Below are 13033 nucleotides of genomic sequence, written 5' to 3'. Positions count from 1 at the left end.
GCTGATCTCGCCGAGGAAATGCAATCCAGTCGCGGTGGCAAGGTCAGTCGAGCCGACGGAAGTTATGGATACCTGCCTCAGAGAGGCAGTGTTGGTCGCTATTCGTCTTCGAGGGCGTCGTAGATTTCGGCGTGACGGCGTCCGTCGAGTTCCCCCATTTCGAGCGCGATTTCATGGCGTTCGGCATCGTTCTCGGCGGCCTGATATCGCTCGTAGAGCCGGCGGATTTCGTCGTCCGTCGCCGTCGAGGAATCGGAACTGGACGCCATCTCTGTCTCGTGTCTACACATCGTGGCTGTTTATCAGTTGCGGCGAGCACAGGCCCGAAAGTAGATGACCGCAGTCTCGATATCGATCTGAGATTCGTCCGTCGCAAAACGGTGGAGAAGGGCACGGACTTCATGGCCGTACTCGAATGTATAGCCGTTCAACATATAGAAGACGACCACTGTTCGAAGGGCTGTCCGCTTGTTCCCATCGACGAACGGATGCTCCGCCGTGAGTAATCGCATCAAATGGACTGCCTTCTCGTGAATCGATTCTGGGACTTCTCCGAAGAAGCCCTCTGAGACGTACTGGAGTGCCCCAGTAATGGGTTCAGTTGACCGAACACCCGGCTCCGTACGCTCACCATCGGCGACAATCTGCTCGTGAAGATCGAGGACGAGTTCCACAGACGGGTACGTGAAGTCCTCACTCACACCCGTTACCACCACTTCGCACCTGATAATCGTTTCTCCGGGCACCGACCATACGCATCCACGCGCCGGAGGCCTAATAACGATACCAAGACCTTCCAAGCCATCGAGCCTCGTTCTGAGAGAGATCTACGGTACTTGCGCAGTCAGCCATCCGACGACGACCAGCCAGATTACAGCCACGAACACGACCGCCAAGACCTGTCCCCACGTCAACCGGTGGCGTCGAACCCGCATCGACTACACTCTCGCCACGCCTGCACTTCCATCGCCATCACGATCGGTACCACCCGGTTGCCATGCCCGGAGCGCGAACCCGCCACGAACGCTCTCCAACGACTCCCGACCTCAAACTGCGAGCTCGGCATCTTCGTCGCGATGACACACTGTCACCAGGTCTTCACGCACCGTTGACCGACCCACCGTCTCACTCACTCACCCGTGCCGTGGCACGTCCTGATGAGGCTCGAACATCTCCCCACTCGACCCCGGCACCGCCAGAGACTCGATTCACTCCACACCACTCACGGTTCGACGCTGATACACTACCCCGACAGGTTCGTACTCACGAAGTCGGTCGCAGTGACAGAGGTGGTCGCGTCTGCAATCCTGTGCGAAATGCGACGACCCTGAGATACGCGGACTTCCTTGGTTGTTGAGTGACATTGGGAATCGCCTCGGTGGCCAGTGTGTTGGCCGTACCAGCTCTCGAGCCGTAGGCGCCCGGCTCACCAGCACCCAAGTCCGGATAGTCCAGTCAGCATGCTACCGACAAGCCGCTACAGTTGTCTTTAATGGATGCATATCAGGGTTCTTGGTGACGGCACGGGTATGGTCCTGCGCCAACAGCAACCGCCCACCGCTGACTTTGTTGATGCGTTCCAAGAGACAATCATCCCTTCTGCGATTCCCTCCAGCGAGTTCATCGACTGGGATGATATCGAAGCAGCTATCAAAAACTACGAACCCCAGATCGAAGCCATCCGCGACCTCGAAGACACCACCGAACAGGCATTCATCGACGGCCTCGCCGATGCCCTCATGGACGCTGACGATACTCGCAAATGGATCGACTTCTACTTCGAGATCCTCGGTGAACGCGGCAACAAATACAGCGCCCGAGAAGGCTTGTGGAAGTTCTACGACGTCCAACGCGCCATCGACAGCGGCACCCGAACAGAGGCTGTCAGCCTCGCCGAAGTTCTCCAAGAAATGGGGTTACAGTACGTCGTTGACCGCGTTGATATTCGTGACCACTATCGGGGGATGCTCGTCGGGATGGAAACTCACGCCCGAAAGAATCGTCAAGGTACCTGTTTCGAGAACGCCGTCGAAAGTGCACTCAGCATTATTATCGACACACTCAGCGAAAACGGATACTCCGCAGAGTTGGAGGCCGAGTATACGACGGCGTACAACGACCAGTCTGGTCAGAAGAAGACTGTCGATTTCGCAGTGTTCGTCAACGACCGGCTGGCGGTGGTTGTGGAGGCGAATTGCTACAAGGGTGGTGGAAGTAAGCCGTCCGAGATCCGGCGGTCCTACAATCATGTGGCGAGTCGGATGCGTGCCGATGATGTGGAGTTCGTTTGGGTGACCGACGGTCAGGGCTGGGCGAAGTCATTGACGAACGTCCTTCGGCAGAGCTACGAGGACATCACGGACGTCTACAATCTCCATCAAGTCGAGCACGAGCTCGGTGATGATATCCTCGCGTACGTCGAGAGCGAGTGCTAGTCGCGGTGCCAGAGGTAGGTGCCGCCGACGTCCGTGTTGGTGACGTGGTCGGTGTCGGCGAGGTTGGTGAGGCGGCGGTATGCCAGGTCGTATGAGCAGCCGACTGCGTCGGCGATGTTGGAGGTGGTTGGGGGGTCGGTGGTCGTGATCGCAGTTAGGAAGGCCTTGCGGGGGTATTGTTCGTTGTATTGGCCGGTGTTGGCGTCGCGTTCGTCTGCCACACGTGGCTAGCGGTGAGTGGGTGACTTAGTTGTACGTGGAGCCGCGGCCGTTCAATGCATCTTGAACGGGGAGTTTATCACACATGGGGCAGCTACCAACGTGTAATGGCAGACCCGGTTCTCAAATGGGCAGGCGGCAAACGCCAACTCCTCGACGAACTCAAAGCCCGCTTCCCCACTACCGACTACACGCACTTTCACGAACCATTCTTCGGCGGCGGCGCCCTCTTCTTCGACCTCGAACCCGAGGACGGCACCATCAACGACACCAACCCCCGCCTCGTCAACTTCTACAAACAAGTCCGCGACAATCCAACAGACCTCATCGAACTCCTCGACACCGAATTCCGCGACCCAGACGCCGACCCCAATCCGGACTTAGAGTACCACGACACCAATCACAAAGGCAAAGCCATCGACGAATTCTACTACCAAGCTCGCGCCCTCTTCAACAAGCGCCCATACGGCGAGGACTTCGACGCCCTAAGGGAAGCCGCCCTCCTCCTCTATCTCAACCGCACCTGCTACAACGGCCTCTACCGGGAGAACAACTCCGGCGGCTTCAACGTCCCCATCGGCAGCTACACCAACCCCGACTGGGTCCAAGCCGACCGTATCACAACCGCCAGCCGCATCCTCGAAGACACCACCATCCATAACGACGACTTCGAGTATATCCTCGACGCCGCGACCGCCGGTGACCTCGTCTACTTCGACCCCCCATACAAGCCGATGAGCGCCACCGCCTACTTCACCGACTACAGCCAGGACGGCTTCGACCAAACCGACCAACAACGCCTCCTCGACGTGGCATCTGAACTCGACGACCGCGGCGTCCACGTCATCCTCAGCAACAGCGGCGTCATGTACGACCTCTACGACGACGCCGGCTTCCACGTCGAGGTCGAAGGCGCCACCCGCGCCATCAATAGCGACGGCACCAACCGCGACGAAGTCGACGAAATCATCGCCACCACCATCGCCCCAACTGACCAACGCGGCCCCACCCAACAAGGCCTCACCGACTACACAAACTAACCCCCCAACGGACGCACGCCCACCACGCGCCGCCTAGTCTTACTCCTGGCGCCACTCTGGCACGCACGGATGCGCCGGCAGGGTGGGTGGCCGCGTACGCTTCGCGCTGGCTGGCCGATGGGTTGAAACACGGGGACTGTGGAGGGCTAGGCCGATGCCCAACGGTTTGTTTATCACGCTTGAAGATGAGCGGTCCCTCGCGTTATACCTCCGCGAAGGCGTCTTCAGCCAACACCAAGGCGCGCAACTCGATGACGCAGTCCATCATTCCAGCAACCACTACAAGATCCTCGCCGACTACGCCTGCGCCCGCCCCGGCACCCACGTCTTCTTTTTCCGCAACCGTACGATCTACTACGGCGGGCAAATCCAGAGCGACGGCCCGCAGGACACGGGTGCCTTCTATCTGAATGGTCCAACCAGCCCGATGGGGCGACGCGCGGACGCCGGCCTCGGCTGGGACGAAACCACGCGAAGCGATTTCACCGCCGCAGCCGACGGCACTCCTGGGACGTTCGAACGGCAAACGCGGAACGGAACCGCGACCTACGCCCAGCCGTTCCTCATCCGGTTCGATACGAGCGTGCCTGACGCGGGCGCGATGATCCGCTCCGACGACCTCTACTTCGAACTCGGCGACTACCCATTCCCCTTCCAATCTAACACCATCCGCGGCAGCGGCTTCGTCCCGCTCGGCCCCGGCGAAACACACATCCTCCACAATCAACTCCAGCAGAGTACTGAGACATACGACCCCGACGCGGCCGAGGTGGACGTCCCCGATGTGTCGCTGGATGCGAGCGCGCTCGAACCATACCATCCACGGTATGGCGTCCAATCGCTCTCCCGTGACACGTTGACGAGTGAAGCCATCTCGAAGCGAGCGTCATCGCCAACCCAGCCTTACTCCCGGCGGCTCTCCAGCCAGACTCGGATGAGAGTGTGGTCCGACAAGCCCCGATTTCGCCGTTGAAACCGATGCAAGTCGACGCCGTCGACATCGCCTACTACCACAGCGACTTCGAAGAGGGCCTGTACCCGCAGCGCATTCTCGAGCTCAAGTACACGGCTGCGAGTAGCGGGCAGGATGGTGATGCTGGCCAAATCGAGCGGTATCGAACCGCGATTGACAAGATGGCAACCCACTATCTCGACCCCGACCCGGACGCCTTCGACGTCGGGATGCTCGCACCCAAGTACGCCACTGCCTTCGGCGCGTCACTCAGCGACCACACTCGCGACCGAGTCACGTTCCGTCAGTACGACGCCACCCCCGAAACCCCAGCCTTCACTAGCACCCTCACTGACCACTAGACCGCACCCATCCAACCCGCACTGTCGGTATCGGGTGATAGGTGGTGTGGCGTTCGCTGAACGCTTCCTGTGATGGTTCTGGGTTTTACTTTCACTTTCACTGCGCCCGGCTCGCTTATTTACTCCCGGATCACTGACCGGTTGGGTGCAATGATTACAGATGCCCGCGCCCTCCGCCAACGCTTCATCCCACAAGAGCTCGTGCATCGCGACGGCGAGGTCGACGTCCTGACCAACGCGCTCGAACCCCTCGCGAAAGGCGACATCGGCGAGGACCTCCTCATCACCGGCCCCTCAGGCGTCGGCAAGACCAGCACCACCAAACACGTCCTCAACGACCTCGAACGCCAAACCCTCGACATCGAGACCGCCTACGTCAACTGCATCAGCGCCAACTCCCCCACCGGCGCCCTCGCCACCCTCGTGCGTGATACCGGCCGCTCGGCGCCTCTTGATCCCCGTGGTGGCATCCAAGCGAACCTCGTCGAATCACTCCGCCAACTCGACGGCACACTCGTCGCCGTCCTCGACGAAGCCGACGTGCTCGAAGACAAAGGCCTCATCCACACCCTGTATGAACTCCCGCACGTCACACTCGTCCTCATCACCGTCACCGCAGACGACCTCTTCATGAACGCCGACATCCGCGTCACGAACCGCCTCCGCAGCTTCCACCCCCTCGAATTCGATGCCTACACGCACCAAGAGCTCATGGACATCCTCGCGCACCGCGCCGACGTCGGCCTCCACCCCAACGCCCTCGGCGACGGCGTCCTCAACGAGATGGCCGATATCGCAGCCGGCAACGCCCGCCTCGGCATCGCGCTCTTGCGGCGAGCGGCGAAACGCTGCCAGACCATGCGCCAGCCCACCATCACCACCGACACCATCACAGCTGTCCACGGCTCCGCGCGCAAGGAGATAGCCAGCCGGTACGTCGACAAACTCGGCACCGACCAGCGACTCCTCTACGAGATTATCGCCGAACACGAGACTATCGAGCCAGAACCGCTCTACCAGACCTACGAGGACCGAGCCAGTGATCCCAACGCTCGGCGCACCCTCCGGAACTATCTGGCAGCAATGCGCCGCGAGAACCTCATCGAGAAGACCGGCGCCGGCCCCACCACACGATACCGCACCACCACTTAATACTGCTACAGGCGCCTGATAGCGGGGTCGTCTGAGACGCGCTTCCTGGGTGGTGAGCAGCTGTTGGTGGCACGTCTGGCAGGCTCGATTGCCAATTGATACGCGCCCTGGGAGTAGCTGGTGGTGATGCTGCGTCAAACTATCTGTGAGACGGCTGCGGGCGTGACTGTGACCGCTACTCTCGAACCAACCACGCGGGGGAATCGGTGCCTTCGGTTGGAGCATGACACCACCACGATTGAATACCAGCTGGCAGCCTCGCCCACGGGCGCCGCACTCGAGTTCCAAGCGCGCTATGACAACGGCCAACTGACGGCTGCCTCCCAGGGGGACACGACCCAGCCGGACTGGGCGACCGCCGTCATCGGTCAGTTCGGCGTTCAGGAGGTCCCGCAATGAGCGCGGTCTTCCCGTTCCCAGGCGGCAAATCCAGGCACGCCTCCTGGATTCTCGACTACGTTCCTGAGCACACGTGTTTCGTGGAGGTGTTCGGCGGCGCCGCCGGCTTGCTTGCCAACAAGAATCCGGGCTCGAGTGACGTGGAGGTCTACAACGACCGCGATAGGGACCTCGTCCAGTTCTTCGAGGTCCTGCGCGAGGACTGTGATGCGCTCGTGGCGTGGTTGGAGCAGGTGCCGTACTCGCGTGAGATTCACAGCGAGTGGGCGCGCAAGTACTACCAAGGCTATCGCCCAAAGGATGCGGTCAAGCGTGCGGGCCGGTTCTTCTACCTCCGGTACACCCAGTGGGGGGCGGGCTATGATTCGCCCAGCGGGTTCGCGACCAGCAAGGTGTCCTGTTCCGCGACATCGTACGCGAACAAACTCGACCGGCTTGAGGACTTCGCCCACCGCTTCGATGCCGTCACCATCGAGAACCTCGACTGGCAGGCCGTGTTCGAGAAGTACGACAGCCCCGACACCGTCTTCTACTGCGACCCACCCTACGTCGGGAAGGAAGACTACTACCCGGCCAGCAAGATCGACCATGACGAGCTCGTGGCGGCACTCCGAGACCTAGAGGGACGGTGTCTCTGCTCGTACGCTGACTTACCAGAATCGGCTACTGGGCTGCCGGTGGTGACGCGTGACAGCCACTTCTCCATGGGCAGCGGGAAACAGGGCCACGCCGTGGACACCACTGAACGGCTGCTGCTCAACTTCGACCCCGAAATGGAATCGACATAGGGAGTCGACAGGAGATAACTCGAGTTCCGAGTACGCACTATCGCTTGGGTATAGGAGCTCGACGTCCGGTCGTTCGACGGGATGCAGTGGTTCCTGTGCTTTGGACACCTGGTACCAATCTTTGCTAGTGACTTCAGTGAGAACGCTATCGGCTTCGTGTGGCTTGACAGCCTTATTCGCAGACGGGTCCGTCATGTTTGATGGGCGCGAACTTGCTCGGTGCGTCGTCGAGGAGGTTGTAGCTGCTTTTCATTAGCTCATTCAGCACCTCGCTAAGTCAAGAACATCTTGATTGATTGTCTTAGAATTGGTTTCGAGGGCGCTAAACAAAACACCCACAACAAACCCACCCAGTAGGTCACTTCTTGGTCGTCTTCTTCCGGCCGGGGTGTATCTCAGCCTATGACTCCTCGAAATCGTCTCGCTTCCCTGTATCGCGTATCCCTGAGTCGGTCCGTTCGGCGAACCCGAATTGAGTGAGGTACTCAAATCGGCGTTCGACCTCGGTCTCGGAAATCCCGATCTCTGTTGCAAGTGTCGAGACTGGTTTGCTCGTCGTTTCCTCAAGTGCTAACCTGAGTTCGAGTGCCTCCATGTATCTCCGATGACGGTCGCGAACAGCATCATCAAGTGGTGTCTGGATGCCTTCTTGTTCGTCCAGTTGCTCCAAGGATTGCGAGATGAAGGTCACGAAGCGTTCACCGCCAAGGAGCTCGAGTTGCGTTTGGATTTCGTGCTCGATTGTGTCGAAGTCGAGGTTGGTTTGGACGAGCGTGGCCATGTCTTCGATGTCGTCCGGACGTCCTGCGACGGATTTGAAGAGGAAGATGTCTTCGCGCGAGACGAGGCCGACTGTTAGGGTATCGGCTGTGATGAAGGGGTCGCTTCGGGTTTGCATGCCGTCGCTGAACACGAGCTTGTTCGCGATCTGATGCTGGAACACGTCGAATTGGCAGCCTTCGTCGTTTCGGACGCAGTGGCGGGCGCCGAGTTTGTCGTAGTCGGCGCCGAGGTCCGTTGCTTCTTCGTATCCGAGGTCGCTGAGCGTCCCCATGAGCCGCGAGAAGGCGTCGTGGTTTGCGACGACGAGGTCGATGTCTTTGGTGGTTGTTTTGAGGTCGCGGATGGACATTGCGCCGCCACCGATCAGGTAGGCGTCGACGTCGGTCTGGAGGTGGGTTGCGATTTGGTGGAGTTCGGTTTGATGGTAGTCGCGGTCGAATCGTGGGCGGGGACTCATAGGTGGATTCCGTAGTCAGCGGCGGTGCTCTTGAAGTCTGTCCATGCTGGTAGTTGTGGCGTGGTGTCGGCTCCTTGTGTCTCGAGGTATGCAAGGAGGTTGTCGATGGTGTTGGTGAGTGGGAGTGTGGCTTCGGGCTCGTAGTGGGCGGCACGATCGTGGAGGACGTGGTGGTCGAGGGATTTGTGCGCAAGGAGGAGGAGGCAGTAGGTCTGCGAGCGGGGGCCGTCGTCGACGAGGAGGGTGTGACAGACGAGATCTTCGGGCGTGACCGCGGTAGGTTGCTCCGAGTGGAAGTAGTGGGTGCGGCTTTGGGGGATGAGTGGGATGCCGTAGTCTTCGAAGCGATGAGTGCCGGTGAGGTGGAACGTGGCGTCCTCGATGTGGGTGTCGCAGGCGAGGAGGTATTCGGCGTGGGTTTCCCAGATTATGTTCACGCCGGTGGTGTGGCGTTCGGCTTCGCGGCGGTGTTCGTGGTGGGCGAGGCTGCGGGCGATCGAGGAGAGGCTGGTGAAGTCGTCGTTGAGTGCGTACTGTGAGTTGGTTTTGTTGACGATGCCGACTGATTGGAGGTCGTTGAGGCGTCGGTAGACGGTGGCGCGACTGATGGTGGTTCGGTCGGCGAGTTCGGTTGCGGTGCGGGGTTGGTTGAGATAGTAGAGGATTTCGAGGGCGCCGCCGGTGACGTGGTCGGCGAAGTCGATGTGAGCGTATTCGGTGAGGAGGGGTTTGAGGTCCTCTATTGGTTCGGTGTCTGCGATGGTGACTCGTTTTTTGCGCCCTCGTTTGGTGGTGTGGAGGTGGCCGTTTGTTTCGAGTGCGTCGACGACGCGCGAGGTGTGGCTTTGGCTCCAGTCCAGTTGGGATGCGAGGGTGCTGATTGGGACCTCTTGCTTGGCGTTCTGTATGAGATTGGAAAGGACCCTGAATTGACTCTTCGAAAACACGTTGTCTCAAAAAACACAACTATAGTATAAAATACTTTCGTGAAATGAGACAACACATGTGATTTACGACATACCCGCGGAGGGTTCTGCCAACAAACTAGCAATCCAAATCCGCCCACATCAACCCATACAAACCAATCCCGGAGAACCACCAATCGTAATGTTAGAACATAGCATTTCTTGCTGCAAGTACACTAACCCCACCATGGACGAGATGCTAGATCACGTCCACACCCGAATGCGGGATACCACACGACACAGTCAGTAGCAGCCACGCTATCTGACAACCCCCTACACCCTGCATTCGGCGACGAGGACTGAGACCAAATCCTGATTCCGGTACCGAAGTATGCACCGACGCAGTCGCCGACTGTCGCGGAGGGACAGGCCCACAGCCACGAACAGCGGCACTGCGAGCAGGTGGATCGCCCGCGGCTCTCAGGTAGATTCTGGAATCACAGGCGACGTAGGACCACTCCCACTGTCAGGAGAAGTCCCACAAGCGGAATCGGCGATTGGTCAGCTTGCGCCCCATACGTGTACTCTACCTCAAGGTTTCCAGAGTCGTCGTAGACGTAGATTGTGTCACCGCCGTTGTTCCAGATTGCAGCGTCGGACCCCCAGTAGACTGCCGTGTCACTATCAGTCCCCGACCCCGTGTACAGCGTAACCGTCGCCCCAGGCGCAACCGTGATATCCGGGAAGTAGTACACGTGGTCAGCTTCGTCTTCGACACGCCACCCAGCAAGGGATAGCTCACGATCGCCAGCATTCTTGAAGACGGTGTACTCGTCATTCTCGTTCTCGTGATCGTTCCCTGCGGCGTCCGCGTGCACATCAACGACCACGAGCTCGCCCGTCCCAGTCGTGGCTACGCTAGTTGTGGTCGTCATCGTCGTCGTGATCTCCGTCGGCGGGTCGTAGTTCCAGAGACCGACGTCGTTCGACCGTGCAGTCGCCTCAAGCGCCAAATAGTGCTCGCGGTTGCTGAACGAGCTCTCGTACACTCGCGCGTACCCTTGGGCGAGCAACTGTTCGTTGAACGACTCCCCGTCATGCCGCACGTAGACCAAGAGGCGTCCGTAGGCACCACGCCGATCCGCGTCCGAATCAGTTCGGATGGTGACTGTCTCCGACTGGAGTTGCGTCCGAGCGAAGTCACTCGCCTTGTGCCCCCAGTCCCGAAGCCACGCACGCCCAGCGTCAGATTCTGGAATCTCCTCGAACTCACTCGGGTTCGTCCCGGTGTGCACCTCGGGCGTATCGACGCCCAACAGTCGCACCCTCGCAACGCGCCCATCTGGGAACGCGACCTCGAGCGTGTCCCCATCCACGACCCGCACCACATCAACCTGCCACTCCGTCCGCCGCTCACTACCCGTCGTCGACGCAGCCGTCGTTGTCCTCGCCACCGTCGCAGTCGTCGTCGTTGTTGGTGGCGCGGTCGTCGCGACTGTCGGTGTCGCAGTCGCGTCCGTCGTCGATGCCTGGGTCGAGATGCTTGAGGAAGCTGTCGTGGTTGTCGAGCCCGTTGACACCGTACTCGCCACTGTGGTGGTCGTCGGCGTGGTCTGCGTTGTCGCAGCGACTGTAGCATCCGACCCTGACGCCGTTGGCATAGTGGTGGCTGGGGGAGTGGTTTGTGTCGCCGCCGGCGCGGAAGTCGCCCAGGCGAGTGCCAGGATTACGCCATAGAGACACAGCATATAGCCGCCAGCAACGACCGCAGTCGAGAGCCCACCATCGGTCGAGATTCCCGGGATGGCCGACAACCGGTCCGCGCTCCCACGCACATTCAACCCCAGCACGACCGCGACGACGAACGGCAACGTGTAGATGAGGAGACCAACTAGCACGAGGATAGCCCAGAGATAGAACACGACAAGGAGGACGTTCCGGAGAGTCAAACCGGGCTCCAACCGCGGCAACCGCTCAACCACACTCATACCCGTCGTTCACGGAGCAGCGCAGCAAATAATCGTATCTTCGTTCACCACCACCAACCCAAGTTAACCGCTCCAAACTTCTCACGCTCGGTGCTTCGCACAGTCATAGCCACCGAGATAGCCAAGAAGACACGATCCCAGGCCAACCACCCGATAATCGTCGACTACTACCCACACCCTCAACGTCCGCATTGGAGAGATCGCACCCCAAGCGAGTCAGGTAGTGACTCCGGAACCATCGAGTCAGAGTCTCCCTGCCCTGTGCGACCGGTATCATCCGTGACCTCACCAGTCGCCTTCAAACTGACAGTCCAACCCAACTACGTCAGCTAACTCCGGGAAGTATCGGTGCTTGTCCGTGGCACTGAGCGACGTGAACACCCAGACGTCATCGACGACCTCGTTGGCCTGCCGCATCTCGCTCCCATCCGCATGGTGGGGCGTCTCGTTGAGGAGCGCGTGACTGCCGCGGCCGGTCCCAGGGATGTACGGCAGCGACACCGCATCCAACAACGCTTCGTGGTCGACGAGATACCGGGCTCCTTCGGTCATGACGTCTGCCTGTGAGTCAGCACTCACCGTCGCCACGTGGTCCCCAGCCCGCGAAAACACGATCTGATACCTCCCATCCGGCTCAGGACCAGGCTTGGGCTGGGGTGGCTCGGGGTCCGTTTCGGGGATATGTGAGCGGGATTCGAGGGTGGTGATGAGGTCGTCCACGAAGGATTTCGCTGCATCCTCGACTGGTTGGGCGATGGCCTCCCCAGTCTCCGCGGTCACGAGCTCGGTGATGTCTGTCGCCAACGTTGGCTTCTCGTCGCGGAGCACCGCTATCGCCTCGAGTGTCGCCTCAATCTGCTGCGCGATTGGTTCGTCCTCGCCGGCCGCAATCGCTTCTTTCGTGAGCGCTTCGAGGACGAGCGTGTTCGCCGCAGCATCCTCTAAGTCGAACGACGCAAGGAGGAGTTCGTTCGGTGTCTGCGTGGTCGTATCACGCCGAAATACCCGGAACTCGCGACCATTCGTCAACAACCCCCAGTCAACCCCAATCTGCCGCATGTAGCTTCGGAGCTGCGTCTCGTGTTTCTCAGTAAGTGCCGTATCCGCGCCCTTCGCCTCCACAAACACTACCGGCCGTTCCTCCAACAGCAACGCATAGTCCGCCTTTTTCGTGCCCACACCAATCTGTACGGAGTACTCCAACTCCACGTCCGCCGAGACGACTCGCCAGCCAAGCAGCTCCAAGAGCGGCTCGATGATTTTCCGTTTCGTATTCGACTCATCCATCTGGGGCGACCCCTCGAGCAACTCCTCAGACGCCGCCACGTACTCACCGACCTCACTCTGCAACCCCATCGATAGCTAGCACGAAGACAGCCACACCTGATAAGTATATGCCACCAATCCCCACAGCAGTTGTACGAACTGAACCTGCACTCCACTATCTTCCTCGAATCAGAGAGGTCCAATGAGAATCCAGATTCACGTCCACACCTCTAATTCGGGAGACAACACGGACGCATTCAGATAGAGCCTTCGGGCTCGCACTCTCC

General features: G+C 59.8%; 13 protein-coding genes. 6 read left to right on the top strand and 7 right to left on the bottom strand.

The window, feature by feature from the left end:
- Window positions 1-98 precede the first annotated feature (98 nt).
- A complete protein-coding gene (locus tag SM754_RS18210; protein ID WP_323677583.1) occupies window positions 99-269 on the bottom strand; it encodes a hypothetical protein in 171 nt (56 codons plus the stop codon).
- 33 nt (window positions 270-302) lie between these two features.
- Window positions 303-701, bottom strand: a complete 399-nt coding sequence (locus tag SM754_RS18205; RefSeq protein WP_323677582.1) for a type II toxin-antitoxin system death-on-curing family toxin — start codon at window positions 699-701, stop codon at window positions 303-305.
- An 828-nt stretch (window positions 702-1529) separates the two neighbouring features.
- Here SM754_RS18205 and SM754_RS18200 point away from each other — a divergent pair.
- Window positions 1530-2435, top strand: a complete 906-nt coding sequence (locus SM754_RS18200) for a DpnII family type II restriction endonuclease (RefSeq protein ID WP_323677581.1) — start codon at window positions 1530-1532, stop codon at window positions 2433-2435.
- Here SM754_RS18200 and SM754_RS18195 read toward each other — a convergent pair.
- Window positions 2432-2656, bottom strand: coding sequence for a transcriptional regulator (locus tag SM754_RS18195; RefSeq protein ID WP_323677580.1), 225 nt, complete (start codon window positions 2654-2656; stop codon window positions 2432-2434). The two genes, SM754_RS18200 and SM754_RS18195, sit on opposite strands and share 4 nt — an antisense overlap.
- Before the next feature lie 105 nt (window positions 2657-2761).
- On the opposite strand from SM754_RS18195, the gene SM754_RS18190 reads away from it, so the two are divergent.
- From SM754_RS18190 to SM754_RS18170, 5 genes are all read left to right on the top strand, one after another.
- Window positions 2762-3694, top strand: a complete 933-nt coding sequence (locus tag SM754_RS18190) for a DNA adenine methylase (protein ID WP_323677579.1) — start codon at window positions 2762-2764, stop codon at window positions 3692-3694.
- Window positions 3695-3848: 154 nt separating this feature from the next.
- Window positions 3849-4667 carry a hypothetical protein gene (locus SM754_RS18185; protein WP_323677578.1) on the top strand — a complete coding sequence of 273 codons (819 nt, stop codon included), beginning with the start codon at window positions 3849-3851 and terminating at the stop codon, window positions 4665-4667.
- A 5-nt stretch (window positions 4668-4672) separates the two neighbouring features.
- Window positions 4673-5008 carry a hypothetical protein gene (locus SM754_RS18180; RefSeq protein WP_323677577.1) on the top strand — a complete coding sequence of 112 codons (336 nt, stop codon included), beginning with the start codon at window positions 4673-4675 and terminating at the stop codon, window positions 5006-5008.
- Between the two features lie 150 nt (window positions 5009-5158).
- Window positions 5159-6160 carry a Cdc6/Cdc18 family protein gene (locus SM754_RS18175; protein ID WP_323677576.1) on the top strand — a complete coding sequence of 334 codons (1002 nt, stop codon included), beginning with the start codon at window positions 5159-5161 and terminating at the stop codon, window positions 6158-6160.
- Window positions 6161-6555: 395 nt separating this feature from the next.
- Window positions 6556-7347 carry a DNA adenine methylase gene (locus SM754_RS18170; protein WP_323677575.1) on the top strand — a complete coding sequence of 264 codons (792 nt, stop codon included), beginning with the start codon at window positions 6556-6558 and terminating at the stop codon, window positions 7345-7347.
- Between the two features lie 400 nt (window positions 7348-7747).
- Here SM754_RS18170 and SM754_RS18165 read toward each other — a convergent pair whose 3' ends face one another.
- From SM754_RS18165 to SM754_RS18150, 4 genes are all read right to left on the bottom strand, one after another.
- On the bottom strand, window positions 7748-8587 hold the full coding sequence (locus SM754_RS18165; RefSeq protein ID WP_323677574.1) for a DUF6036 family nucleotidyltransferase: 840 nt from the start codon (window positions 8585-8587) through the stop codon (window positions 7748-7750).
- Complete coding sequence (locus tag SM754_RS18160) at window positions 8584-9534, bottom strand: helix-turn-helix domain-containing protein (protein ID WP_323677573.1); 951 nt, start codon at window positions 9532-9534, stop codon at window positions 8584-8586. The genes SM754_RS18165 and SM754_RS18160 overlap by 4 nt, the downstream gene beginning before the upstream one ends.
- Before the next feature lie 455 nt (window positions 9535-9989).
- Window positions 9990-11480, bottom strand: coding sequence for a lamin tail domain-containing protein (locus tag SM754_RS18155; protein WP_323677572.1), 1491 nt, complete (start codon window positions 11478-11480; stop codon window positions 9990-9992).
- A gap of 285 nt (window positions 11481-11765) precedes the next feature.
- Entirely contained in the window at window positions 11766-12836 is a 1071-nt protein-coding gene (locus SM754_RS18150) for a type I restriction enzyme HsdR N-terminal domain-containing protein (RefSeq protein WP_323677571.1), read from the bottom strand.
- Window positions 12837-13033: the final 197 nt, after the last annotated feature.

The organism is Halorubellus amylolyticus, assembly GCF_034808145.1.
Classification (GTDB): Archaea; Halobacteriota; Halobacteria; order Halobacteriales; family Natrialbaceae; genus Halorubellus.
The sequence above is the reverse complement of the archived record's forward strand: the minus strand, read 5'-3'. Positions and strand labels throughout refer to the sequence as shown.

Coding starts and splice junctions, on each gene's coding strand:
- SM754_RS18175 (WP_323677576.1), top strand. CDS start 5,159: ATGATTACAGATGCCCGCGCCCTCCGCCAACGCTTCATCCCACAAGAG.
- SM754_RS18170 (WP_323677575.1), top strand. CDS start 6,556: ATGAGCGCGGTCTTCCCGTTCCCAGGCGGCAAATCCAGGCACGCCTCC.
- SM754_RS18165 (WP_323677574.1), bottom strand. CDS start 8,587: ATGAGTCCCCGCCCACGATTCGACCGCGACTACCATCAAACCGAACTC.
- SM754_RS18185 (WP_323677578.1), top strand. CDS start 3,849: ATGCCCAACGGTTTGTTTATCACGCTTGAAGATGAGCGGTCCCTCGCG.
- SM754_RS18210 (WP_323677583.1), bottom strand. CDS start 269: ATGGCGTCCAGTTCCGATTCCTCGACGGCGACGGACGACGAAATCCGC.
- SM754_RS18180 (WP_323677577.1), top strand. CDS start 4,673: ATGCAAGTCGACGCCGTCGACATCGCCTACTACCACAGCGACTTCGAA.
- SM754_RS18155 (WP_323677572.1), bottom strand. CDS start 11,480: ATGAGTGTGGTTGAGCGGTTGCCGCGGTTGGAGCCCGGTTTGACTCTC.
- SM754_RS18150 (WP_323677571.1), bottom strand. CDS start 12,836: ATGGGGTTGCAGAGTGAGGTCGGTGAGTACGTGGCGGCGTCTGAGGAG.
- SM754_RS18200 (WP_323677581.1), top strand. CDS start 1,530: ATGGTCCTGCGCCAACAGCAACCGCCCACCGCTGACTTTGTTGATGCG.
- SM754_RS18190 (WP_323677579.1), top strand. CDS start 2,762: ATGGCAGACCCGGTTCTCAAATGGGCAGGCGGCAAACGCCAACTCCTC.